The sequence below is a fragment of the Maribacter litoralis genome, from assembly GCF_902506355.1.
GTDB lineage: Bacteria > Bacteroidota > Bacteroidia > Flavobacteriales > Flavobacteriaceae > Maribacter > Maribacter litoralis.
Window position 1 is genome coordinate 1,296,486 of the sequence record NZ_LR733271.1, and the last position, 25,191, is coordinate 1,321,676.

Consider the following 25,191-nt stretch of genomic DNA (forward strand, 5'->3'; position numbering starts at 1 on the left):
AGGTTGAGGTAATTGATTTAACAAAACATGAAAACATCTTCTTCTTTGGCTAAAATTGACGGAATCGATAAAAAAATCTTACGATTTTTAATGGAAGATGCCCGTAAACCCGTGCTTGAAATTGCTAGAAGTATCGGTATTTCAGGTGCTGCCATACACCAACGTTTACGAAAGCTAGAAGCATCAGGATTATTATCGGGCTCTAAATTCATTGTCAATCCAAAATCATTAGGTTACACCACAATGGCCTATATAGGCATCTATTTAGACAAAGCAATGAGCAACCCAATGGCGGTTAAGCAGTTAGAAAAAATACCCGAAGTATTGGAATGCCACTATACTACTGGCAACTGGTCAATACTGATTAAAGTTCTTTGTCGTGACAACGAACATCTTATGCAGGTTTTGAACAAGGAAATTCAAGCAATAGAAGGCGTCTCAAGAACAGAAACCTTTATTTCTTTGGCACAACAAATTGATAGGCAAATCACAATTTAATATTTTGATTTAATCTAAATAAGCTTTAGCTTTGATCCCATGAAAGTGGTTTTTCAATCTAAATTTTATACCCTTTATCAATCGGATAAGGAGAAGTGTCATTATCTTGACATGAACCAAAAGACCATTAAATTATCTTTTTGCCAGTTTTTGGCATTGAGAAGCAAAGTGCGAAACATTTCAATTGAAGAACACTTTGATTCCGACCTCAACAAACACGGATTTGAAGTACTGATGCTTTGCAACAAAGAACATTTATTCGTATTAAATACCGTTGAGCTGTTAGACTTAAAATCTTTGGTCGAATATAGTTTTATATCGTTAGATGTAGACCATATTGCAACTACTTCATAAACCCACCGTGTTTCTTATTTATAATTGGTCTTAAATTAAATTCAAATTGAGGCGCAGATACTATATTTCATTATATAGTCATTACTTTTATACTAAATTTTAAGAGAAATGAAAGATATCGCGAGATTAAACATGAGTATTAAGGTCACTTCTTTAGATGCCCTTAATGACCAAATACAAATGGAAGGCAAAGCCTCTTCATCTTATTTAGCAATGGCATCATGGTGTGATCAGCATTCATATACGGGTAGTGCAGAATTTTTTTACCGTCAAGCAAATGAGGAACGTGAGCACATGATGAAAATTTTTAAATTCATCAACGATTGTGGTGGTAATGCTATTTCCCCAGAAATATCAAATATCAACCATGACTTTTCTTCTTTAGAGGAAATTTTTGAAACTGCTTTAGAGCAAGAAATTGCAGTAACAAAATCGATCAATAAAATAATTTCCCAGGCTAAGAAAACAGAAGATTTTGCTGTTGAGAACTTCTTACAGTGGTTTGTTAAAGAACAACTTGAAGAAGAAAAAACCATGAGAGACATTCTAGACCTTTTTGACGTTATAGGCAGAGAAGGTATTGCACTCAAATTAATTGATGAGCGTATTAAATAGATAGCTTTATCGACAATAAAAAAGGGAGTCTACAATGTAGACTCCCTTTTTTATTGTTATACTTTAATCTTAGTCTCTGCCACCGAATACTTGAAGTCCCCAGTATACCAATGTTGCCAAAGAACCAATTGCAGCCACTAAATAGGTACGTGCCGCCCATTTCAATGCATCTTCAGAACCTTTGTACTCTTGCGGAGTAACTACGTTCTTGTTCTTTAACCATGCCAATGCCCTATTACTTGCATCATATTCAACAGGCAAGGTCACAAAACTGAACAATGTTGCCAAACCCATCATTATAAGACCGGCAACAGCTACCCAATAGCCAAACCCTACGCCGGCGGCGGCTCCTAACGCTAATCCACCGAATACGACCCACATAGACATGCTAGATGTTACACTAACAATCGGTACTAATTTAGATCGCATACCTAACCATTCGTATGCTTGAGCATGCTGTACGGCATGACCAACTTCATGGGCTGCAACCGCAGCAGCAGCAGCGTTTCTTTGATTATAAACACCTTCGCTTAAGTTTACGGTTTTATTGGCAGGGTTATAGTGATCTGTAAGCATACCCGCAGTGGAAACCACTTTTACATCGCGTATACCATGATCCGCCAACATCTTTTCTGCAATTTCAGCACCGCTCATCCCATTTTGCAAATGGACTTTTGAATAATGCTTAAACTTGCTCTTTAATTTATTACTAACTAACCAGCTGACCAAAGCTATTGCTCCGATCAATATATAATATCCCATCATAATTTTTCAAATTTTAAATCGATTAAATATACTAAAGATTCATTCTTAAATTAGAATCTAGATATTTAAAAGCAAAAACCCCGCCAAATTCCTTTCGGATATGACGGGGCATATTTTACTGACAAATTGTACAGATTAGGCTACGACCTCTTCCCAACCAAAAGCTTCAATTATTTCTTGATATACAACTTTTCCTTCTACAATATTCAATCCTTTATTTAAAGATGTATCTTTAGCACAGGCTGCCTCCCAACCTAAATTAGCCAATTTCAATGCATATGGTAAGGTTACATTGGTTAATGCCATAGTTGACGTATACGGTACCGCACCTGGCATATTAGCTACGGAGTAGTGTACCACATCATCTATTATATAAATTGGGTCTTCATGCGTTGTAGGCTTAGTAGTTTCAACACATCCACCTTGATCAACAGCAACGTCTACGATGACGGTGCCTGGTCGCATTTCCTTTAACATATCCCTAGTTATTAAATTGGGAGCCTTCGCTCCTTTTAACAACACTCCACCAATAATTAAGTCGTGCGTTTTAATTAACCTTCTAATATTAAACTCATTTGAAAACTCTGTAACCACATGTGGCGGCATTACATCGTTTACATATCGTAAGCGCTTCATATTAATATCAAGTATAGTAACGTGAGCTCCTAAACCTGCTGCCATTTTAGCAGCTTGTATACCCACTACACCAGCACCTAATACCAAAACTTTACCGGGAGCAACACCGGGAACACCGCCCAAGAGTACTCCACGACCTTTAACAGGTTTCTCTAAATACTTCGCTCCCTGTTGTATGGCCATTCTACCGGCAACCTCAGACATAGGCGTTAATAGTGGCAATGTACCCTCTTCATCCTCAACGGTTTCATAGGCTATACAAATAGCTTTTTGCCTGATCATTGCCTTGGTCAATGCCTCACTAGATGCAAAATGGAAATATGTAAATAGAATTTGCCCTTTTTGGATTAGATCATATTCTTCTTCAATAGGCTCTTTAACCTTTACGATCATTTCACTCATGGCGTAAACCTGACCTATGGTATCTAAAATGATAGCACCTGCTTGTTGATAATCTTGATTAAAGAATCCACTGCCTTCACCGGCATCTGATTGTACATATACTTTGTGGTTGTTCTTTACCAATTCGAAAACTCCGGCCGGTGTCATACCTACCCTGCTTTCATTGTTTTTGATTTCTTTTGGAATACCAACGATCATGATGTTATCATTTTATATTAAGGTGCAAAATTGAAACTAATTATACATATATCAAACAATAAATCGATAAAACATAGGGGTTACTTGATATAATTATCATATTACAGCTAACACACCCCTATTTTTTAAGGGGTATATTTAATTTCATACCTAATCATTCAATATAACACTAAAAACCAGAAACATCTTTAACGAATAATTAAACAAAAAAAAGAGGCAATTTTCATTGCCTCTTTTCTTGTTTTTAAAACCGAAGAATTAACCGACGATATTCACAATCTTGCCAGGTACAACAATTACCTTTTTAGGTGTTCTACCCGCAAGTTGCTGTTGTGTTTTTTCATGTGCCATAACCGCTGCTTCTATTTCATCTTTACTTAAGTCTAAAGCTAATTGCATGGTGAATTTCATTTTACCATTAAAAGAAATTGGATATTCCTTATCGCTTTCCTTAATATACTTTTCTTCGAATTTCGGAAAAGGCGCCGTAGCTATAGATGTTGTATGACCCAACTTGCTCCATAATTCTTCTGCAATATGAGGTGCATAAGGAGACACTAAAATTGCCAATGGCTCCAATACTTTTCTGCTTACACATTTTTGTGATGAAAGTTCATTTACACAGATCATAAATGTAGATACGGATGTGTTGAAACTAAAATTCTCAATATCTTCTTCTACCTTTTTAATGGTCTTATGTAATGTTTTCCATGATTCTTTAGAAGGCTCCTCCTCAGAAACAACAAATGCACCATCTGTACCAGTATGGTATTGACGCCACATTTTTTTCAAGAATCCATGTGCTCCCGTAATACCTGCCGTGTTCCAGGGTTTAGATTGCTCTAACGGACCTAAGAACATTTCGTACAAACGCAAGCTATCTGCCCCATATTCCTCACAAATAGCATCGGGATTTACAACGTTGTATTTGGACTTGGACATTTTCTCGACTTCGCGAACTACTTTGAAAGAACCATCCTCTTCCGTAATGAATTCCGCACCAGCATATTCATCTCTCCACTTTTTAAAACCTTCAATATCAAGTTCATCGGAAGCATTAACCAATGATACATCAGCATGAATTCTAGCTATAGATTTCGAAGAATCCGAGATTTTAAGTATTCCTTTTTCATCTCTATTCTCTTGATGGTTTTTGAATATTACTTCACGAAGTGATTCGTAGCCAGGAATTAAATCTTCAAGTAACAATGACTCATCTAGCATTTTTTTAGCAATGCTCGAGGAAACAAAAATTGGAATTCTCTTAACCTCACTATTATTATTAACGGAATAATCCCATCGATACACAAAAGCACTAGTCCCCGTAATCATCCCTTGATTAATAAGCTTTTTAGCAAATTCATCTTTAGGCACCAAACCTTTGTCGAACATGAACTTTTGCCAGAAACGAGAATACAATAAGTGACCAGTTGCATGCTCACTACCACCTATATATAAATCTACATCTTGCCAGTAATTAATAGCTTTCTCGGAGAATATCTCTTCGCTATTATGCGGGTCCATGTATCTATTGAAATATTGTGAACTACCTGCCCAACCTGGCATGGTATTCAACTCTAGCGGAAATACTGTGGTATTATTTATCTCGCTATTATTGACAACTTTATTTGCAACGGTATCCCATGCCCAAACCTCAGCATTACCTAATGGTGGTTCACCGGTTTCAGTAGGTAAGTACTTTTCCACTTCGGGTAACTCAATTGGTAAATGTTCTGGAGAAATCATCTGCGGCATTCCGTCTACATAATACACTGGGAAAGGTTCCCCCCAATATCTTTGGCGACTAAAAACGGCATCGCGCAAACGATAGTTTATTTTTCCTTCGCCATGTCCAATTTTTTCCAACTCATAGATAGCCAGCTTCATTGCTTTCTTGTATGGTAATCCGTTTAAGAAATCAGAATTAGCAATAACAGTCTTCTCCTTATCGGCAAATGCCTCTTCAGAAATATCCACTCCCTCAAAAATATTAGGGATTGGTATATTAAAATGTTTTGCAAAATCATAATCGCGCTGATCACCACATGGAACGGACATCACAGCTCCTGTTCCATAACCCGCTAATACATAATCTCCAATCCAGATAGGAATAGGTTCTTTGGTAAATGGATGTTCTGCATAAGCACCTGTAAATGCACCCGATATGGTTTTTACATCTGCCATACGATCACGCTCAGAACGCTTTGCAGTTGCTTCTATATATGCCTCTACCTCAGCTTTTTGCTCCGCCGTAGTTATCTTACCAACCAATTCGTGCTCAGGAGCCAAAGTCATAAAAGAGACTCCGAAAATGGTATCGGGTCTTGTTGTAAATACCTCTATTTTTTCATCATGATCCTTAACATTGAAAATAGCTGAAGCTCCCTGACTTCTTCCAATCCAATTGGTTTGCGAATCTTTTAAAGGTTGTGGCCAATCTATTTTATCCAACCCATCTAACAAACGTTGTGCATAGGCAGATATACGCATACTCCATTGAGTCATTTTTTTACGAATAACTGGGTGACCACCACGCTCTGATACTCCGTTTACGATTTCGTCATTTGCCAATACCGTACCTAGTGCAGGACACCAGTTTACCTCAGTATCCGCCAAATATGTTAATCTATATTTTAAAAGAATTTCTTGTTTTCTAACATCAGAATACGCTTTCCATTCATCATCTGTAAATGTCTCAATATCATCATCACATACGGCATTCACATTGGCGTTTCCATCCGAAGAAAATTTCGAAATCAAGGTTTCTATATCTTCTGCCTTATCGGTATCTTTATTATACCACGAATTGAATATCTGTATGAATATCCATTGTGTCCACTTGTAATATTCGGGACTAGAAGTTCTTACTTCCCTGCTCCAATCGAAAGAAAAACCTAATTGATCTAACTGCCTTCTATAAGTTTTGATATTGGCTGCCGTAGTAATTGCAGGATGCTGACCTGTTTGAATGGCATATTGCTCTGCCGGTAAACCAAAAGAATCGTAGCCTTGCGGATGCAATACATTAAAACCTTTATGCCTCTTATATCGTGCATAAATATCACTTGCAATATACCCTAACGGATGCCCAACATGGAGTCCTGCACCAGAAGGGTAAGGAAACATATCCAACACATAGAATTTTTCTTTATCAGAATCGTTCTCCGCTTTAAATGTTTGATTTTCTGCCCAGTATTTTTGCCATTTGGCTTCAATTTCGTTGAAATTGTATTGCATGATCTTTACTTCTTTTCTGTAAGCCGCAAAAATAGGTTTATTCTGCTAAAAGCGAAAGAATAACATCGTTGATACTTTTGGGTTAAACCATCAATAATTTACCACTATAGAGTACCCAAAGCATAGATGCCAATGCAGATATGTTTATGAGATAACCAAACAATTTCATTTCTGGCAATGTATACGCCCTGCCCTTAAATACCACTAAAATATCTAATATCATAAATGCAGAAAAGAGACCTAGAAATGATGCCAACACCACATCTTCAAACCAATACCAAACCAAAACAGATTCGCATACCAATATCAAGAGCATTAGTAGTTTTGAGTTATTTCGTCCTATCAATGTAGCGGTTGTTCTCTTGCCCGAAGCTAAATCTGGATACATATCCATTATTTCGCCCGCAATGTGTGCTTGAAATGCAAACAAAGACAAATACACCAATGTTTGCCATGGCAGCGTTTCTAAATTATTTAGTTCTGTTGAAAAGAATACGGTAACTACATACCCTACCTGAATTAGTATTTCAAAAGGAGGTCGTTCCTTTATTCTGAACGGTTTAAAATTATAAAGGATATTTACGACGACCATAAACAGCAGAAGCAAGAACATTTTAAATCCGGATATAAAAGTGAACGCAACTACAAACACGGATGTGAGAATTGTAATTTTAGTAAGTACACCTTTTAGTTGTGACCTTGAAGCTTTTGCACCAAATAGAAAATTTCCTTTTCTAGCGTTAACAGCATCAGCATCTATATCATTGTAATCGTTTAGACCGTAGACCAAATAATTTAATGGGAAAGTGACAAAGAAAAGTCCGAGCCAAAAATTAACATTCAACCAAAAATCTACCTCATTCGCAAAAGGAACTAAATAAATCCAAATTGTAGGAAACCAAAGTCCGGGTCTGGATATTTTTAAATCCAATAAACTAAACATCTGATAAAATTAGGTTATAATTTTCGTAAAAACACTAATCCAAAAATCGGTACTCTATCATGATTTAAGATTATTTATACATCGTAGTAAAAAGTATATCTTTAACCAGTAAATATGATGTACTCTAGATTTTTTATACTCACTATTCTACTAACGTGTTACTGCATAAATTCATTGCAAGCACAATTAGGTTTTTGCGGAGGAAATTCTGGCGACCCCATTTTTACTGAAGATTTTGGGGCTGGCACTACTGATGGACCGGAATTACCGGCAGGCACTACTTCATATCAATTTACTACTGGCACTCCTAATGATGGCGATTACACCATAACTAGTACAACAAATTACTTTGATTGGCTTTCCCTACAAGATCATACCCCAGGAGACACCAATGGTAAAGCCTTTATCGTCAATGCCAGTTTTACTGCCGGGGAGTTCTATCAACGTGAAGTTACCGGTTTATGTGAAAATACCACTTATGAATTTTCTTCGTGGCTAATCAACCTACAACCTGCAAACAGTTGCGAAGGCAATAGCATACCGGTAAATGTTCGTTTTCAAATTTGGGACGAAACGGATTCAAACTTGCTTGCCCAAGGTGACACCGGAAACATTACCAATACCGGCACCACAGAGTGGGACCAGTATGCTTTGGTATTCAAAACCGAACCAGGACAAACATCGGTCATTTTAAAAATGAGAAACAATAGTAACGGCGGTTGTGGCAATGACCTTGCCATAGATGATATTTTATTTAGAACTTGTGGAGATAATGTTACCGTTTCAACCTCAAATAATGAAGCCAGCTTAGTGGTCTGCGAAACTCAAGGCGGTGTTTCAAGAACCCTTACCGCTACACCTGATTCGTCTGTTTTCAGTACCCATGCTTACCAATGGCAACAAAGTACAGATCAGCAAACGTGGACAGATATTACAGGGGAAAATAGTGCGGTTTTAAATACCCCTGCCGTAACGACCACTACCTATTTTAGAACAAAAATTGCAGAAGATGCGGTCAATATCAACAACGACCTTTGTAATGTCGTCTCAGATGTTTTTGATATTACCGTCTTACCTTTACCAGATGCACCTACAAGCAATGGCGATATCATAATTTGCGAAGGAGAATTAGGCACATTATCCGTAAGCACACAAAGCAACTATATTGTTAATTGGTATGATGCAGAGATCGGCGGTAATTTAGTATTGGCAGAAAACAATACCTTAGAAATTGGTGTTGGTGGTACTTATTACGCAGAAGCAAATTCCACAGCAATTGAATGTGCATCTACAACTAGAACAGCTGTTTCCTTAACTGTCAACCCGCTACCCATAGTACCAGATGACACGAGCACATTTTTATGTGAAGATTCTTTTACAACTTTAGATGCAGAAGTGGAAGATGCTACTTATCTATGGAACACCGGCGAAACTACCCAGCAAATCAATGCAACCGCAGCCGGCGAATACAATGTTCTGATTACGAATACCAATGGGTGTTCTGCCATGCGTAATTTTAATGTAGAGCAGATAGACCTACCAATAATAGATACAATTGAATCTGATGGCGCATCAATATTGGTCGCTACAATGAATACCGGTAATTTTGAATATTCATTAGACGGAATTTCTTTTCAACCCAGCCCCATATTCGATGCCGTTGAAGGTGGGTTCTATACCATTTATGTACAAGACAACACTGATTGTGGCGTAGTTTCAGAAGATTTTTATCACTTGGTCATTCCTAAATTCTTTACACCCAATGGCGATACATTCAATGATACTTTTGCACCTGACGGATTAGAAGTCTTTAGCAACATAGCCATATCTATTTTTGACCGTTATGGCAAGCTCTTAAAATTCGGGAATTCAGATTCGACTTCATGGGATGGTACTTTTCAAGGTGAACAAATGCCAGAAGATGATTATTGGTATCTTATTAAGGCAGATTCCTCCCAATTTAAGGGTCACTTTAGTTTAAAACGTTAAGGCTTATTTTTTTAAGTTCCATTTAACTTTACTTTGCTATTTTTACTGCACTTTTAAGCACTATGGCAAACTCTTTCGAAAAATACCAAAGACGCAAACTTATCTCCTCTTACTTTTCTGTGGTGCTGAGTATTGCTTTGGTTTTGTTCCTATTAGGTATATTAGGATTATTGGTTTTGAATACCAAAAAAATGGCAGATCGTTCTAAAGAGCAGATTACTATTTCTGTATTTTTAAAAGAAAACACCAAGGAAATTGAAGTGGAACAACTTCAAAAAACTTTGGCAATGTCAGAGTACACCAAGTCTTCAACCTATGTTTCTAAAGAAGAAGCTGCCAAACAGCATAGCGAAGAAATTGGTGAGGATTTTGTGGATTACCTAGGTTACAACCCGCTTAAAAACTCTATAGATGTAAAGCTTAACGCAGATTTTGTAACCGCGGAAAAAGTAGAAGAGATTGCCGCAACACTTTCTGAAAAAAGTTTCGTCGATGAAGTTAGCTATGACCGGGTATTGGTAAGCATGGTCGCAAAAAGCGTAGAACAAATCGGATTTTGGATTTTAGTAGCCAGTGCAATTTTTACTTTTATTGCGGTATTGTTGATCAACAGCTCTATTCGGTTATCTATCTACTCAAAAAGATTTATCATTAAAACCATGCAAATGGTCGGCGCAACCAAAACATTTATTCGTAAACCTTTTATTTGGCAAAATATTAAATTGGGTATGATCGGCGCAACCATTGCATTATTAGCTATAGGTGGTGTTGTATACTATGTAAATACCAATTTTGAGGATTTAGGACTTTTAGAAGAACCTTATATTTTAATCACCTTATTTGTTGGTGTTTTTCTATTAGGCATACTTATTTCTTTCATTAGCACCTATTTCGCTACCCAACGTTTCTTAAATCTTAGAACGGACGAATTATATTATTAAATTTGCGGCATGAGTAAAAAGAACAAAGTTGAACAGCAACCTAAACAGGAATTTATTTTTCAAAAGAAAAATTACATGTTCATGTTCATTGGACTTGCCTGTATTGCATTAGGTTTTATTTTAATGAGCGGTGGTGGAAGTGACGACCCTAATGTATTCAATCCTGAAATATTTAATTTTAGAAGAATTAGACTTGCCCCTACTCTAGTACTTATTGGCTTGGGTATAGAGATATATGCCATTTTGTTGAACCCGCATAAAAAGAAAGATTAATTGGATACTTTAGATGCTATTATACTCGGTATCATACAAGGATTGACCGAGTTTTTACCTGTTTCATCAAGTGGTCATTTAGAATTGGGGAAAGCCATTTTAGGAGACAACTCCGTGCAAGAAGAAAGCTTATTGTTTACCGTGGTTCTCCACTTTGCTACGGCACTAAGTACCATTGTTGTCTTTAGAAAAGATATTTGGGAAATTATAAGTGGATTGTTTCAGTTTAAATGGAACGAAGAAAGTCAGTTCTCTGCTAAAATCATAGTTTCCATGTTACCTGCTGTTTTTGTAGGTCTTTTTTTTGAAGAACAATTAGAAGCCTTTTTTGGTGGCAACATTAGATTTGTAGGCTTTATGCTGATCATTACCGCTGTACTTTTATATTTCGCCGACAAAGCCAAGGATACAGATAAAAAAGTAAGTTTTGGCAATGCCTTTATTGTTGGCATCTCACAAGCGATAGCCATGTTACCCGGTATTTCACGTAGCGGTGCTACTATTTCTACTTCCGTTCTTTTGGGGGTGGATAAATCTAAAGCGGCTAGGTTTTCTTTTTTAATGGTTGTACCATTGATCTTTGGAAAAATTGCAAAAGACCTTATGAGTGGCGATTTAACTTTTGATGGAGAAAATAATGTAGCCATGGGCGCTGGTTTCATTGCAGCCTTTGTTGCCGGACTTGCCGCTTGTACTTGGATGATCCAATTGGTAAGAAAAAGCAAGCTATCCTATTTCGCCATCTATTGCCTTATTGTAGGATTGATTGCCGTTATATACGGATTTACTAATCCGTAGTACTTAAAAAACACCCCTTATACATGCAAGATTTGACCAAAGAAGACTATTTAAACGGTCAGGTATTATTGATCGACAAACCTCTAGAATGGTCCTCTTTTCAGGCGGTCAACAAATTGAAATGGGCGATTAGAAAAAAATTCAGTTTAAAGAAATTTAAAATTGGGCACGCAGGTACTCTAGACCCGTTGGCGACAGGACTTTTAGTCATTTGTACCGGTAAGTTCACGAAGAAGATTACCGAATACCAAGGTCAAGAAAAAGAATATACCGGTATCATCACCTTAGGCGGTACAACACCCTCTTATGATCTTGAGACAGAAATCAACGAAACCTTCGGCACTGAACATATTACCCCGGAACTGATCCAACAAACAACCGCCCAATTTACAGGTGACATTGAACAAGCACCGCCTGTTTTTTCTGCCTTAAAGAAAGATGGCAAACGTTTATATGAGTTGGCACGAGAAGGCAAAACCGTTGATATACCTAAGCGTAAAGTACATGTAAGCGCTTTTGAAATTACCAGTATTGACAAATTAAATGTCCATTTCAGAATTGCATGTAGCAAGGGTACTTATATACGGTCTATGGCACATGATTTTGGAAAAGCATTACATTCTGGTGCACATTTAACTGCATTAAGAAGAACCAAAATAGGTGATTTTAACGTAGATAATGCTCAAGACCCTTTGGTCTTTGCCGATATATTATTAGGTTCAGAAGAAAACTAGCCACAAACTATTGCTTGTCATTTATCGATCTTCTAAAATATTTTGGTATTATTAAGGTTATATATTCATGGAACTGAACAGAAAACAATTATCTCTACTTGCCACTATCTTTAGCTTGTCTATTGTAGTGTTGGTATTGTATGGTATTCAGTTTGGCGGCCAAGAAGAGACTCACGAAGACTATGTTGTTGAAATGGTGATGGACCCAGAAGTTTTGGAAGAAATTCTGAAAGAAGAAGAACCTTTGGAAGAACAAGTAGCATCTGACCCTATTAAAAGTCATTTAGCCTTTAACGAAACTGCAAAACCTAGTTACGGCAACCCAGAGCCATTACAGACTTTAGAAGAGTTAATGGAAGAACGTAGTGAAATGAGCGACGGTGACCCTACCGAAAGCATTTATAACGACACCGGGTATTCTGAAAGGGTTAAGGCCTTAGCCAAAAAGCGAGAGGAAAAAAAACAGCTTTTAGGAGAAAAAGAAGCGCAGAAAAAAGAATTCACCAATAATCTTGCAGCCAGACGAACATCTGTATCCTATTCATTGGTTGACAGAAATAACTATAAATTACCGCCTCCAATATATACTTGTATCGAAGGAGGTAAAGTTGTCATTAATATTGAAGTAAATGCCCTAGGTTATGTTACCGAAGCTGATTTTAACGCTAAAAGCTCAGGTACATCTAACGGATGTTTGGTTGAAAACGCTATAAAATACGCCTTAAAAGCACGTTTCAACAGTTCTGAAAAAGACACGCAAAAAGGCACAATTACCTATTTATTTCAAGGGAAGTAATTCTAGTAAATCTTTAATAATACTTTGCCCTTTATCCTTATTATAAAAGATTTGAAGATCTCGTTTAAATTCCGGCGTTAACTTGCCATACGCTGTCTTGTAATCTTCCACCAGTTTTGTAGCTTTCTTAGACCTAGGCCCCCATGTGGCCACAACTTTATTTTCTTTCACATTTATGGCTATCAATTTCGGAATAGACCTACCTCCATTGGTCAAGAATTGATCCATTATATTCAAATTTTCATCCCTAAGAATTATTGACAAAGAAATATTAGGATTTATCTCGGTGAATTTATGCATTACAGGTAGTGCAGGCGAGGCATCTCCACACCAACTTTCAGATAATACAACCCATGAAACTTTTTGGTCAACAGCCTTAATCTTTTGAATGACCTCATCGGTAAACTTCAAGGTCTTGTCCCATCTACGCATTCGACTATTGTTCAATTGCGTGTATTGAGATAATGCCTCGGTTTGTTCAGGACCTGTAGATGCTCCTTTTTCAGCTAATTCTGAAACCAGTGTCCTATATTCAATGTAACTAAAACTATTTTTTAATCCTTCTGCAATACTATCTTCCTGTAACAACTCCATAATATTTATGTTTTCACATTTTGATCGACCACATTAGTAGCAGTAAAAACAGATTACTTACAAATTTTCAGGATTGACAGCTAGACTATTGAACAACTTTGCTTTAGCTTTAAAATATTTGTTCTCTACCTGATTTTGCTTTAAAACTGCATCTATCAATTTAGATTCTCTAGAATTTATCAAGAACAGCGAACTTTCCCCGAAACTGAATTTTCGTTCTTCGGCAGCCAACAACGCTTCATAACTGGCAACAATATCATCAATCAATATGTTCTGATTTTCAAAAGAGGCCAACTCATTATAGATAGCCAAAATCTTATTCTGTATTTGCACCTCGGCATTATCCATTTCAAACTGTGCATCCCGTAATTTCAATTTTGCCAATTTAAGATCCCCTCGTTCTTTTCTAAGAAATAAAGGCAACTCAAAATTCAATCCGCCTTTATAGTTTTGCGTTTCAAAAGAGTTTAAATACTCTGGCTCATCTGTAATAAACTTGTATTCCACGTCTATTTTAGGCAAGAGCTTATTAGTCTTTAATCGCTTATCTACCCGCAAACCATCTATTTTATATCCTAGCGATTTTAATTTGGGATGATTCTCTAGCTGAAAACTATCCAACGGTTTTCCTAAAATTTCCAACGCTTGATCTATCTCTACATCCAACGACAGATCTGGCACCACACCTGGTTGTAATTCCATCGGAATATTTTCTCCCATCCATAAGAAGTTGGAGAGCTCTAATTGTGCGTTTTGCAAAACTACATTCGCCTGTTCTCTTTCTAAAGCTCTATTTTGCACGGCAATCTTAGCTTCTACAGTATCAATGGCGGCAATTTCACCTGCATCGGCACTTTTATTGACGCCTTCTAGTCTTACTTTAGCATTTTCTAAAAAATCATTGAACAGTAAACTATTCCTGTAGGCTTGCAGCCAATTGAAATATGCCAAAGAAGCATCGAATAAAATTTGATTGACCAACAAATCCCTATCCGCTTTTGACTGCTCCCTAAAAATTTTGGCTTTTTTCACAGTGGCCATACGCTCGTTGATCCAAGAACCGCGACCTAAGGAAAGGGCTACCCCAGCACTGTAGAGTCCGTCATCCGGCACATTTCTCTCCGCGTTTAAATATTCACCCGAGTATTGCTCAAATTCCCCCTTTAATTCTATGCCGTACCATGTAGGAATCTTAAATGTAGAATTTAAAAGATCATAGTATTCGGTTCCCTTAAATTCCTTTGTTGAATAATCTACCGATATTTTGGGATCGAACCCACCACGGGCCTTCATAAGATTGGCTTGACCAACACTCATAACCATTTCGGCCTGTTTGGTAATTGGGTGATACTTTTTTACATAACCCAAATATTCCTTAAACCCCAACGGAATAGTATCTGCATTTTGGGCCGATGCAAAAAAACTGACACATAAACAGAAAAAGAAAAAAACGCTTCTCATCATTATTTTTTTACGGGTTTATCTTGTGCGCCTTCTGGCTGATAATAGTTAGGTGGGAAACCATTTAACTGTCGCCATAGTTCATACCAAATTGGCACATCTTCCAATAATGCAATGGTATTTGCCCCAGAACCCACTCGTAACGCTTCTGGCCATGCCTGGTCTTCTTCATCAGGAGATAATAACACCCTATATTTTCCATTTGGATTAATAAAGGTTTCTATTGCTACTACCTTGCCTGCATAGGTACCATATGAAGCATTAGGCCACCCGCTGAATACAATGGCCGGCCATCCATCGAACTGTATCCTAACTTTTTCCCCTAAATGAATTAAAGGTAAATCAATGGGTTCTATAAATGTTTCTACCGCCATATCGTACTCTGCCGGCATAATACCTACTAAAGGCGTTCCTTCTTTAAATGTCTCACCTATACCTGCCGTTAGTACTTTGTTGATGTACCCATTTTGTGGAGCTCTAATATAACGCAATGCGCTTCGCATTTGGTAGTTGGTATAATCGTTCTCCAACTTACTTACTTGTGCCTCAGAATCGAATTGATTGGACATTGCAGTAAATTTATCGCTCTGTGCCTTAGAGATTTTATCGGTGTACGAAGCCTCTACCCTGTTAATTTCTACCTCGGCATTGATAATCTCATTTTTGGCGGCCAATAACTTGTTTTCCTGTGAAAGTAATTTCGCCTGTGTTTCTTGCAACTTTAAACGCTTTTCTTCCACATCGGTTACCGCTTTCAAACCTTCGCTCTGTAGTTGAGCGGTTCTTTCAAACTGCCGTTCCGCAATTTGAATGTTGGTCTTTGCGGCTTCAAAATCGATGCTATCACTCTGTGCTTTTAGCTTTGCCTGCATTAACTTATTCTTTGCCTGCTCTAATTTCAATCTTCTTTCATTGATTAAGGCGGCAACTTGATTATCTAACGATTTCACTTTTTCGCCATATGAGCTAACCGATGAACTTTTAGATTTTAACTGTTGCCCCGTGCGCTCGACCAAATCTGGATCAAAGTATTCCGATTTTATTTCAGAAATGAACAATATGGTATCTCCCTTTTCAACATAATCCCCTTCTTGAACATACCATTCTTCTATTCTACCCGGTATCTGAGATTGAATGGTCTGTGGTCTTTGCCCCGGGGTCAGCGTAGTTAAATTGCCCCTAGCGGTAATGGTTTGGGTCCAAGGCAAAAACAATACGATAATACCTACAGCGGCAAATGCAAAGAGAAATCTATTAAAATGCTTGTAATGCCTCTTGTGGTTTACTTTGGTAACCGATTTAAATCTCGCTATAGAGACTTTTTCGTTAAGTTTATTATGAGATATATTAAGCATCTGTTCCTTGGATTTCGTTAATAATCTGTCCTTTTTCCATGGTTATGATTCGTGAACATTTTTTAATCCACTTATCATTTTCACTAACTACAAGCAATGCCCAACCGTTAGATGGATCGCTTAAAAAGTTCAAAATACGGTCTGCCTCCTCTATATTAAATTGATCTAAAGGATCTTTGAGAATCAATAATTTTGGTTTACGAACAATGCTTCTAGCCAATACTATTTTCTTGGAAACCGTATAAGGTATCTGTTTACCTTCTGGATACAGCACCGTATTTAAACCCTCTGGTTGCTTCTTGACAAAATCGGTAAGTCCTACCTTATCCAATGCCCAATAAACTTGCTCATTGGTAGTGTCTTTATCACCAAAGGTGATATTATTCAAAATAGTACCTTCAAAAGGAGTTTCTTCTGGTAAAGACTGACCTAGGTGAGAACGGTAATAATTTAAGTTCATTCCTTTTAGAGATACTCCGTTAACATACACACCGCCACTATCTGGCTCAATGATACCTGCTATTAAACGCAACAACGTATTTTTTCCAGAACCGCTATTACCTCGTAAGAGAATGGTACACGTAGGAGAAATGGTTAAACTTAAATTATTGATGATCTGCCTTTTTGGTTGTGGTACACTATATGTAATTTCACTTAACTCAACCGTAAAAGCTTGATTTTCCATAAAGGGTTTTTCACCTTCTTGTGCCTCTAATTTTTTATCTACCACTTGCCCCATTTTTTCTAGAGATGTCAAGAGATCATAAAATGTTTCCAAACCTAAAATCAGTTTTTCTACCGAACTGATCACTAAAAGGATTATAATTTCAGCCGCGACAAACTGACCAATGTTCATCTCTTGGTTTAGCACCAACAACCCTCCGATCAACAATAGACCTGCCGTAACCAATACCTTGAAACCGATCATTTGAATAAACTGCAACACCAAAACCCTAAAGTGACTTTCTCTTGCATTTAAATAGTTGACCACCAAAGTATCGTTCTTATCGAGGGCATGAGACGTTTTGCCCGACAGCTTAAAACTTACAATAGACCTTGCTATTTCTTGAAGCCAATGCGCAACTTTGTATTTACTCTTAGATTCATCTAAACTGGTATCTAATCCTCTTTGTGCGGTAAATTTGAACACTACATAAATCAGCAGCAGCAGCAGCATGCCGTACACTATAAAAAATGGGTGATAAAAAGAAAGTAACAACAACCCAAATACAATCTGCAATAAGGCAGCAGGAAAATCTATCAATACCTTTGATAAGGATTTCTGAATGGTCAATGTATCAAAAAACCTGTTTGCCAATTCTGGCGGATAGTAGTTATGCAACTCGCTCATTTTAATTTTCGGAAAACGATACGCAAACTCAAAAGATGCCCTGGTGAAAATCTTTTGCTGTACATTTTCAATAATTCTTATTTGCATAAGTTGTAGCACGCCCACAAAAGCAACACCTAAAGTCACTAATATTACAAGCACTATCCAAGAAGAACTTATTTGGGCTCCTTGCATTAAATTTATAATTGCCTGTATACCCAATGGTAATGATAAGTTGACAACCCCTGCAAATATGGCGTAATAAAACACCTGAAAAATATCTTTTTTATCTAATTTTAATAGACCTAAAAATCGCTGCCAAGCAGTTAGTGTTTTATTACTCATTTAAGTTTTGTTTTAATGTATTGAATACAAGGTGGGTCAAGTATTGTGTTGGCGTTACTCTCTCATTGCAATCTGTAAGCGATGGAAAATGCTCTCTTAAATAATGCTGGTGCAATCCGTTTTCCAAAATGGTGCTAGCTAAACTTGTTGGGTATTCATAATCTGCATCTACTTCTGCAATCATTTCTGATAAACGCCCCACCAATCTCTTATAGATAGCATAATATCCTTCTTTATTCTCAGCATCAACTTCTTTTGTCAAGTACGCTTTGGAATATTCGTTAATTACAATTTGATTCAGAAGCACTTCATTAACATGGGAAAATGCCGAATCTTCTTTGATTTCCCTTGTAATGATTATGATGGACTTTAATAATTTCTCTTTCGGATTTTTAATACTGTGGGTTGCGAATACCAATTGATACTCCATCCAACCCCAATACCATGAGGTCAAATACAATAAAAGCTTGTGTTTATTTTCAAAATAACGGTATATACTACTTTCGTTAGAACCAATTTCCTTTCCTAGTTTTTTAAAAGTAAAACTTTCAAAGCCTATTTCATCTATCAATTGAATACTAAACTCAATTATTCTTTTACCCAGACTAGAAGACTCTGGATCTTTTAGAAAAAGTTTCTCATTGATTCTTATTTGTACCCCTTGTAAGAGCCTATCCATAATATTTAAATTAAGTCGATTGCAAATATAATAGCAATACTATCATATATTAATAGTTTAACATTAATTTATAATAGTAACACCTTTTTGACAGCCCTTACATTCTTATTTTCCGAACTAAAAACTCTCATTACCCTCTTACTATTTACTTTGCAACATGAAAAGAAAAATTGGGTTTATTGGAAATAATCGAAATCAATAAAATTTATACATATGATTTTAGCACGTATAATTGTCAAGACAAAAAAACAGGCAGAAGAAATTGCGAGACTACTTTTAACTCAAAAGTTAATATATAGCGCCAACATCATAAGCAATAAAGCTTTCAATAAAAATGAAGAGAACGGAGATATCACTTTCGAGAAGAAAACAATCATAGAAGGAAAAACAAAAGCGCTATTATTTACTACGATCAACAAGGTATTAAGGCAAAAGTACCCTGAAAACATGCCATTAATCTATGCTGTTCCCATTATTTACATGGATGATGAACAAATTCAATTACTACGAGATCAAACAGCAAAAATATAAAAAACTCAGTAAGCATCTATCCAACTAAAATTATCTTCAATTACTTGATTTTTTTCTTCCTCCAAATAGTCTAAAAATGCCAAAGCGGTGGGCGACAACTTTTTTGATTTAAGCCAAATTAAATTCCATTTGGTTTCAATAGGCAGACCCTTGATCGGTATAATTTGCACGTCTTTATTTTTGAGTTCATTCTTTAGCCCAATTATAGGCATAATCGAAAAACCCAAACCTGCAATTACCGCCTGCTTTACGGCCTCATTAGAGGTAAGTTCAATTTTTTTACGAACCTCGAATTTTTTCTTAGTTATAAAATTTTCCATTGCGGCCCTTGTTGCAGAGCCAGCCTCTCTATAAATTAATTGTGATTGCTCAAATATTTTCTTTCTAGAAAGGGTTTTGCTCCCTAATCCATTTTTTCCGGCAATTAGATATAATTTATTTTGCATAAGCTCTATACGTTCCACCTTAAGTTTTTTAGGTAAAACGGACACCATGGCGAAATCTACCGTATTCAATTCTAAACTTTCTATTACTTGAGATTTATTGGTAACATCGATTACTAAATCAACACCCTTGTTCTGGTGTGAAAAATTTGAAATCATATACGGCATTACATACTTGCCGGTAGACACTACAGAAAATTTCAATTTACCTACCAACTCTCCTTTATAGGATAGAATCTTATAATTAATAGCATCTACTTCTTGAAGTATTCTTTTGGCGGCCACTGCAATTTCCTTACCAAAATCAGTTACATAAAGCTTTCGCCCTACAACTTCTGTTAAAGGAATAGAAAACTGATCTTGAAAATTTTTTAACTGAATAGACACTGCTGGCTGTGTTAGATACAACTCTTCAGAAGCCTTTGTAATACTTTTACTTTCAGCTATTTGCAAGAATATCTTTAACTGATGCAATGTATAATTCATAAAATATTTTTATGTATGACATAATAAATATAAATAAAATTAAATGAATAAAAAATATAAGATTTGTACCCGAATCAAATTCTATAAACTAAATATTATGAACGCAGAAGTTAAAGACGAAGTCAAAAAAACTATCAAAAAACAGAACATTCAACTCGTAGATGGTGAGTTTACAGTTTCTGAGGCTAATGATATCGTAAAGAACCTCATCAATGAAAAAATAAACTTTCACAAATTACAACGCCTATCTCTTTGCGAAGGTTTTTTAAAATCAAACACAGAATTTCCTGACAGTAGAATAGGTCAACTTCAAAATGACAAGAAAATCTCAAATGAGTTTTTTAGAGATCAATTTGGTAAAAACGTAACGGTTACAATTAACGGTGTACTAGAAATAACCATAAACGAATAGTCTTAATTTCTTTCTTAAAAAAAACATTATGTTTAAAAAAGTAAGTCTACCCCTGTTAGCCACCATTCTATTTATGGGAACCCTTATCCTACTTTCCTATAAAAACAATGGGCTGTTTTTAACCCAAATCTTAGTTTCTTGTAGTATAATCACTTTAATATTATTTATTAAGACCAGGGTGAACGAAAACTGAACGCCCTGTAATAATATTCAATCTTTCTTTTAAAAAAGGGAGTTATGTTTATGACATTTAGATCAAGTAACTCCCTTTAACCTTTTTACAAATAAACTTTTATGGATTTAAATTTATTGTTAGATAATCTGACTAACCCGGCCCTGCTCTTTTTCTTCTTGGGAGTTATAGCCGTTCAACTAAAAAGTGACCTGGAAATTCCTCCTAATTCATCAAAATTCATATCACTTTACTTAATGTTTTCAATAGGGTTTAAAGGTGGCCAGGAACTTTCACACAGCAACTTGGACATAGAGATTCTATGGTCCTTATTATTCGGTGTATTCTTAGCACTGTTCGTACCTATCTACACCTATTTTATATTAAGAAGAAAATTTAGTGTTGCCAACTCTGGAGCCATAGCAGCTTCTTATGGCTCTGTAAGTGCCGTAACTTTTGTAACTGCGGTATCTTTTCTTGAAATGGAACAAATTGAGTTTGGCGGGCATATGGTAGCTGTAATGGCACTTATGGAAGCTCCATCTATAATTATTGGAGTACTGCTAATGTCATATTTCCAAAAAAACAAACAAAATAAAATATCCTTACCTAATGTTTTAAGACATTCTCTCACCAATGGTAGTGTTCTTCTAATTATTGGCAGCTTGATCATTGGTTTTTTGGCCAGTGACCAACACGCAAGGGGCATAGCTCCATTTACAACTGATATTTTTAAAGGTTTTTTAGCGGTGTTCCTTTTGGACATGGGTATTACAAGTGGCAAAAAATTAGCAGATTTTCTCAAAAAAGGTTGGTTCGCTTTCCTTTTCGCCATAGTGATACCACTAATAAACGGATGTTTGGTTGCTATGGTAAGCTCAATAATTACCGTGAGCGTCGGTAATCGATTTCTATTTGCCATCTTAGCGGCCAGTGCATCTTATATCGCCGTACCGGCCGCTATGCGCCTAGTGGCACCAAAAGCAAACCCTAGCTTGTATTTACCCATGGCACTAGCTATTACGTTTCCGTTCAACATAACCCTGGGTATGCCCCTTTATTTATATATTGTTAACTGGTAAAAATTTGACCAGAACTCAATTAATAGTACTTTTATTTCATGAATAAAGAAAGATGCGGTTGGTGCAAAGGCGATACGCTTTATGAAGCATATCATGACCAAGAATGGGGCGTACCCGTTAAAGACGATGATTTACTGTTCGAGTTTTTAGTGTTGGAAACCTTTCAAGCTGGTTTAAGCTGGATCACTATTTTAAAAAGACGAGAAAATTTTAGGGTTGCATTCGATCATTTCGATTATAAGAAAATTGCTAAATATCCTGAAACCAAAATCCTCTCTTTACTACAAGATGAGGGCATTATCAGAAACAAATTAAAAGTTAGGGCAACGGTGACCAATGCAATTGCCTACATGGAAATTCAGAAAGAATTTGGTAGTTTCAGTAGTTATATTTGGGAATTTGTAAACAATGAACCTATTAAGAACAAAGTAGTAGATTACAAAGATGCCCCTGCCAATACACCCATATCAGATGCCATTAGTAAAGACCTAAAAAAGCGCGGTTTTAAGTTTGTGGGCAGTACTATTATTTATGCGTTTATGCAGGCTACTGGCATGGTAAATGATCATCAACTAGATTGTTTTAGATACACTGAAGTATAAGTAACATAACACCGTTATCATGAAAAATATTCAAACGCTATTACTAATAACCACTCTGTTTTTTTACAGTCAATTTGGGCAGGCTCAGTATAAATACGAAAGGGAACATCGTATTTTAAAATCTCAGTTTCCTGCTGTAGCTATCACTACCATAGAAGAAAATGTTACAGATTATAGGCGTATTAAGTTTTATAAGGAGACGGATAGCACTAAAGTTAGTTATGAGGCGAAATTGAAAAAAGACAAGCTTTGGTACAGCATTGAATTTGATAAAAAAGGCAATCTTGAAGATATTGAAATACTAATTAAGCCAGACGATATACCTAATGATACCTATGCCAGAATAGAAGAGTATTTGAACAATAATTTCACTAAATATCGTATTAAAAGGTTGCAACAGCAATATCCTTCAAATACCGATCCTATTGATCACACTTTTAAAAACGCATTTCAAAACTTGATACTACCCTCTAACAATTACGAACTGGTAGTTGTTGGACGAAAAGAAAAAGGCTATTTAGATTATGAGATTCTATTTGATGCCGATGGAAATTTCATGGATATAAGAACCTCTCTTCCTCCTAACTATGACCATGTACTGTACTAGATTTCGGTTCATTTTTACCTTATTGCTGTTCTTATGTGTACGTTATGTTCAATCTCAAAATAACACTGTTGCATATTGGGAGCCTGAAGTAGCTTTAAACTACAAAGTAACCCCTTTACTTAAACAAAATTTTTCTTTATCGAATAGAAATTATACCTATCACAATAACAAATCTCAGTTAACTGTACGCAAAATAGAAATAACCCATTTTTCCTCTTTAACAATAGATCCCTATAAGAGCATAGGCCTAGGAGTACAATATAGATTTAGAGAAGTATTTGAAAATGACAAGGAAAATGAACTACGGTTAACGCAACAATTCAACATTACCAAAATTACCAATAGTGTCCGCTTTGGTAACCGGTTTAGAATTGAGCAGCGCATACAACCTTCTACACTTATTCATCGTTTTAGATATCGTTTTGCCATTGACATTCCCTTAAAAGGTTTAAGAACAGATATTGGAGAACCATACTTAGTGGCTACCACAGAATCTTTATTAAGCATTGAAAAAAGTGCCAAAGCAATGTATGACCAGCGCATAACATCGCAAATAGGTTGGTCTATTTCAAACCATTTAAAAGCACAATTGGGCGTACAGTTCAGAATGGAAAACTATACAGAAAACACTGAACACGTATTTCTTTTCTTGAACAGTATTGTTTTCTCACTTTAACAATGCCATAAACTCCTTTCTAGGTATTTCTTTTGCGCCCATACTTGCCAAATGATTTGTGTGTAATTGGCAGTCTATTACTTTATACCCTTTTTGCCCTAACTCTTCGGCAAGTTTTATAAAGGCAAATTTTGAAGCGTTAGATGTTAAACTGAACATACTCTCGCCACAAAAAACATGACCAAGATCTATACCGTACAAACCACCGACAAGATTATCATTCTCCCAGACTTCATACGATTTGGCTATACCTTTTTCATGTAATTTAAGGTAGGCAATTTTCATTTCATCCGTTATCCAAGTGCCATTTTGCCCTTCTCTAGGTACAGTAGAACAATATTCTAGAATTTGCTCGAAACATGTATTCTTGGTAAGGCTAAACTGCTTATTCCTAATAACCTTTTTCATGCTTTTTGAGATTTTAATCTCATTTGGATATAGCACCATTCTAGGATCTGGACACCACCACAAAATAATGGAATCGTTGTCAAACCACGGAAAAATTCCGTTTTGATAAGCCAATAGCAACCGTTCTGGAGAAAGATCTCCGCCTACCGCCAATAAACCTTCAACATTGGCACTTTCCACCGGGGGAAACACTAAATCATCCGTTAAAAAATACATGGCTTTTTTTACTGCTTTTTTAGTTCTTGTTCAAAATAACCAAAGGTGTGAAAACAAAAAAACTTGTTCAACCATTAAAGTTGAACAAGTTTAATATTTAAAAGGTAAAACCCTTTACTGTTTTACGCTATAATCGTTAGAAAGGTAGATCATCATGATCCTCTTCGTTCAAATTATCGGCTGGTTCAAATGCTTCCATTGGCGGTACAGGTGGCATACCTGGTGCTGGTGCCAGCTGAGAAACATTTTCTATACGCCATCCTTGAATGGAGTTAAAATATTTTACCTGACCTTGAGGGTTTGTCCATTCTCTTCCTCTAAGATTTATACTAACTTTTACATCTTGCCCTACAGCATAACTGTTCAACAAATCACATTTATCTTGAACAAATTCTATCATGATATGTTGTGGATATTGCTCGTCTGTAGTAACTACCAACTCTCTTTTTCTAAACCCGTTGGACCCAAAGGTTTGGGTTTCTCCTATCAATTTAACTTTACCTTCTATTTCCATCTTGAACTCTTTTTACAATAGAGCTCAAAAATACATAAAATGATGCGGTAATAAAACATGGTACAATGATATCAACACAACAATTATTCACAATTAGGG

Annotated in this window: 27 protein-coding genes; 15 read left to right on the forward strand and 12 right to left on the reverse strand. The window is 36.3% G+C overall.

The annotated features are described in order from the left end of the window. Nucleotides 1-27 precede the first annotated feature (27 nt). The 3 genes from EXIGUO8A_RS05325 (at nucleotide 28) to EXIGUO8A_RS05335 (ending at nucleotide 1,467) form a co-directional block, all read left to right on the forward strand. Nucleotides 28-498 carry an Lrp/AsnC ligand binding domain-containing protein gene (locus EXIGUO8A_RS05325; protein ID WP_116771233.1) on the forward strand — a complete coding sequence of 157 codons (471 nt, stop codon included), beginning with the start codon at nucleotides 28-30 and terminating at the stop codon, nucleotides 496-498. 39 nt (nucleotides 499-537) lie between these two features. Next, complete coding sequence (locus EXIGUO8A_RS05330; protein ID WP_116771234.1) at nucleotides 538-852, forward strand: hypothetical protein; 315 nt, start codon at nucleotides 538-540, stop codon at nucleotides 850-852. A 108-nt stretch (nucleotides 853-960) separates the two neighbouring features. Continuing rightward, the gene (locus tag EXIGUO8A_RS05335) at nucleotides 961-1,467 is read left to right on the forward strand and encodes a ferritin (protein ID WP_116771235.1); all 507 of its coding nucleotides are present in this window, start codon (nucleotides 961-963) and stop codon (nucleotides 1,465-1,467) included. Nucleotides 1,468-1,536: 69 nt separating this feature from the next. Here EXIGUO8A_RS05335 and EXIGUO8A_RS05340 read toward each other — a convergent pair whose 3' ends face one another. From EXIGUO8A_RS05340 to EXIGUO8A_RS05355, 4 genes are all read right to left on the reverse strand, one after another. Then, on the reverse strand, nucleotides 1,537-2,232 hold the full coding sequence (locus tag EXIGUO8A_RS05340) for a zinc metallopeptidase (protein ID WP_159302249.1): 696 nt from the start codon (nucleotides 2,230-2,232) through the stop codon (nucleotides 1,537-1,539). A 135-nt stretch (nucleotides 2,233-2,367) separates the two neighbouring features. Beyond that, nucleotides 2,368-3,468 carry an alanine dehydrogenase gene (gene ald / locus EXIGUO8A_RS05345; protein WP_159302250.1) on the reverse strand — a complete coding sequence of 367 codons (1,101 nt, stop codon included), beginning with the start codon at nucleotides 3,466-3,468 and terminating at the stop codon, nucleotides 2,368-2,370. Between the two features lie 258 nt (nucleotides 3,469-3,726). Next, nucleotides 3,727-6,705, reverse strand: a complete 2,979-nt coding sequence (locus EXIGUO8A_RS05350) for a leucine--tRNA ligase (RefSeq protein WP_159302252.1) — start codon at nucleotides 6,703-6,705, stop codon at nucleotides 3,727-3,729. Nucleotides 6,706-6,787: 82 nt separating this feature from the next. Further along, entirely contained in the window at nucleotides 6,788-7,648 is an 861-nt protein-coding gene (locus tag EXIGUO8A_RS05355) for a UbiA family prenyltransferase (protein WP_159302253.1), read from the reverse strand. 117 nt (nucleotides 7,649-7,765) lie between these two features. Here EXIGUO8A_RS05355 and EXIGUO8A_RS05360 point away from each other — a divergent pair, with 117 nt between their 5' ends. The 6 genes from EXIGUO8A_RS05360 (at nucleotide 7,766) to EXIGUO8A_RS05385 (ending at nucleotide 13,179) form a co-directional block, all read left to right on the forward strand. Beyond that, nucleotides 7,766-9,637 (forward strand): T9SS type B sorting domain-containing protein, encoded by a 1,872-nt coding sequence (locus tag EXIGUO8A_RS05360; RefSeq protein WP_159302255.1) that lies wholly within the window; start codon nucleotides 7,766-7,768, stop codon nucleotides 9,635-9,637. A 62-nt stretch (nucleotides 9,638-9,699) separates the two neighbouring features. After that, on the forward strand, nucleotides 9,700-10,578 hold the full coding sequence (locus tag EXIGUO8A_RS05365; RefSeq protein WP_116771240.1) for a cell division protein FtsX: 879 nt from the start codon (nucleotides 9,700-9,702) through the stop codon (nucleotides 10,576-10,578). A 9-nt stretch (nucleotides 10,579-10,587) separates the two neighbouring features. After that, nucleotides 10,588-10,851, forward strand: coding sequence for a DUF3098 domain-containing protein (locus EXIGUO8A_RS05370; RefSeq protein ID WP_159302257.1), 264 nt, complete (start codon nucleotides 10,588-10,590; stop codon nucleotides 10,849-10,851). Then, complete coding sequence (locus tag EXIGUO8A_RS05375) at nucleotides 10,852-11,649, forward strand: undecaprenyl-diphosphate phosphatase (RefSeq protein ID WP_058104916.1); 798 nt, start codon at nucleotides 10,852-10,854, stop codon at nucleotides 11,647-11,649. Nucleotides 11,650-11,672: 23 nt separating this feature from the next. After that, nucleotides 11,673-12,383 carry a tRNA pseudouridine(55) synthase TruB gene (truB, locus tag EXIGUO8A_RS05380; protein WP_159302258.1) on the forward strand — a complete coding sequence of 237 codons (711 nt, stop codon included), beginning with the start codon at nucleotides 11,673-11,675 and terminating at the stop codon, nucleotides 12,381-12,383. A 67-nt stretch (nucleotides 12,384-12,450) separates the two neighbouring features. Further along, nucleotides 12,451-13,179: a hypothetical protein gene (locus EXIGUO8A_RS05385; RefSeq protein WP_116771243.1), complete on the forward strand. Its 729-nt coding sequence runs from the start codon at nucleotides 12,451-12,453 to the stop codon at nucleotides 13,177-13,179. Here the strand turns inward: EXIGUO8A_RS05385 and EXIGUO8A_RS05390 are convergent. From EXIGUO8A_RS05390 to EXIGUO8A_RS05410, 5 genes are read right to left on the reverse strand one after another with little or no spacing between them, the layout of a single operon-like run. Next, entirely contained in the window at nucleotides 13,162-13,773 is a 612-nt protein-coding gene (locus EXIGUO8A_RS05390) for a thioredoxin family protein (protein WP_159302260.1), read from the reverse strand. The genes EXIGUO8A_RS05385 and EXIGUO8A_RS05390 overlap by 18 nt on opposite strands. Before the next feature lie 57 nt (nucleotides 13,774-13,830). Beyond that, nucleotides 13,831-15,234 carry a TolC family protein gene (locus tag EXIGUO8A_RS05395; RefSeq protein WP_159302262.1) on the reverse strand — a complete coding sequence of 468 codons (1,404 nt, stop codon included), beginning with the start codon at nucleotides 15,232-15,234 and terminating at the stop codon, nucleotides 13,831-13,833. Nucleotides 15,235-15,236: 2 nt separating this feature from the next. Then, nucleotides 15,237-16,589, reverse strand: a complete 1,353-nt coding sequence (locus EXIGUO8A_RS05400) for an HlyD family secretion protein (RefSeq protein ID WP_159302263.1) — start codon at nucleotides 16,587-16,589, stop codon at nucleotides 15,237-15,239. Then, complete coding sequence (locus tag EXIGUO8A_RS05405; RefSeq protein WP_159302264.1) at nucleotides 16,582-18,264, reverse strand: peptidase domain-containing ABC transporter; 1,683 nt, start codon at nucleotides 18,262-18,264, stop codon at nucleotides 16,582-16,584. Before EXIGUO8A_RS05405 ends, EXIGUO8A_RS05400 begins: the two co-directional genes overlap by 8 nt. Continuing rightward, entirely contained in the window at nucleotides 18,257-18,943 is a 687-nt protein-coding gene (locus tag EXIGUO8A_RS05410; RefSeq protein ID WP_159302266.1) for a TetR/AcrR family transcriptional regulator, read from the reverse strand. Before EXIGUO8A_RS05410 ends, EXIGUO8A_RS05405 begins: the two co-directional genes overlap by 8 nt. Before the next feature lie 213 nt (nucleotides 18,944-19,156). Here EXIGUO8A_RS05410 and cutA point away from each other — a divergent pair, with 213 nt between their 5' ends. Further along, a complete protein-coding gene (gene cutA / locus EXIGUO8A_RS05415) occupies nucleotides 19,157-19,474 on the forward strand; it encodes a divalent cation tolerance protein CutA (RefSeq protein WP_159302267.1) in 318 nt (105 codons plus the stop codon). A 5-nt stretch (nucleotides 19,475-19,479) separates the two neighbouring features. Here cutA and EXIGUO8A_RS05420 read toward each other — a convergent pair whose 3' ends face one another. Further along, nucleotides 19,480-20,403: a LysR family transcriptional regulator gene (locus EXIGUO8A_RS05420; protein ID WP_159302269.1), complete on the reverse strand. Its 924-nt coding sequence runs from the start codon at nucleotides 20,401-20,403 to the stop codon at nucleotides 19,480-19,482. Nucleotides 20,404-20,500: 97 nt separating this feature from the next. On the opposite strand from EXIGUO8A_RS05420, the gene EXIGUO8A_RS05425 reads away from it, so the two are divergent. From EXIGUO8A_RS05425 to EXIGUO8A_RS05445, 5 genes are all read left to right on the forward strand, one after another. Then, nucleotides 20,501-20,815: a hypothetical protein gene (locus EXIGUO8A_RS05425; protein WP_159302270.1), complete on the forward strand. Its 315-nt coding sequence runs from the start codon at nucleotides 20,501-20,503 to the stop codon at nucleotides 20,813-20,815. A gap of 294 nt (nucleotides 20,816-21,109) precedes the next feature. Further along, on the forward strand, nucleotides 21,110-22,069 hold the full coding sequence (locus EXIGUO8A_RS05430) for a sodium-dependent bicarbonate transport family permease (RefSeq protein WP_159302271.1): 960 nt from the start codon (nucleotides 21,110-21,112) through the stop codon (nucleotides 22,067-22,069). A gap of 38 nt (nucleotides 22,070-22,107) precedes the next feature. Continuing rightward, complete coding sequence (locus tag EXIGUO8A_RS05435) at nucleotides 22,108-22,671, forward strand: DNA-3-methyladenine glycosylase I (RefSeq protein ID WP_159302272.1); 564 nt, start codon at nucleotides 22,108-22,110, stop codon at nucleotides 22,669-22,671. Nucleotides 22,672-22,690: 19 nt separating this feature from the next. Then, the gene (locus EXIGUO8A_RS05440) at nucleotides 22,691-23,278 is read left to right on the forward strand and encodes a hypothetical protein (protein WP_236564437.1); all 588 of its coding nucleotides are present in this window, start codon (nucleotides 22,691-22,693) and stop codon (nucleotides 23,276-23,278) included. Continuing rightward, nucleotides 23,265-23,954 (forward strand): DUF2490 domain-containing protein, encoded by a 690-nt coding sequence (locus EXIGUO8A_RS05445; protein WP_159302274.1) that lies wholly within the window; start codon nucleotides 23,265-23,267, stop codon nucleotides 23,952-23,954. Before EXIGUO8A_RS05440 ends, EXIGUO8A_RS05445 begins: the two co-directional genes overlap by 14 nt. Here EXIGUO8A_RS05445 and aat read toward each other — a convergent pair. Next, complete coding sequence (aat, locus tag EXIGUO8A_RS05450) at nucleotides 23,946-24,578, reverse strand: leucyl/phenylalanyl-tRNA--protein transferase (protein WP_159302276.1); 633 nt, start codon at nucleotides 24,576-24,578, stop codon at nucleotides 23,946-23,948. The two genes, EXIGUO8A_RS05445 and aat, sit on opposite strands and share 9 nt — an antisense overlap. Before the next feature lie 136 nt (nucleotides 24,579-24,714). After that, a complete protein-coding gene (locus EXIGUO8A_RS05455) occupies nucleotides 24,715-25,092 on the reverse strand; it encodes a DUF3127 domain-containing protein (protein ID WP_159302277.1) in 378 nt (125 codons plus the stop codon). Nucleotides 25,093-25,191 lie beyond the last annotated feature (99 nt).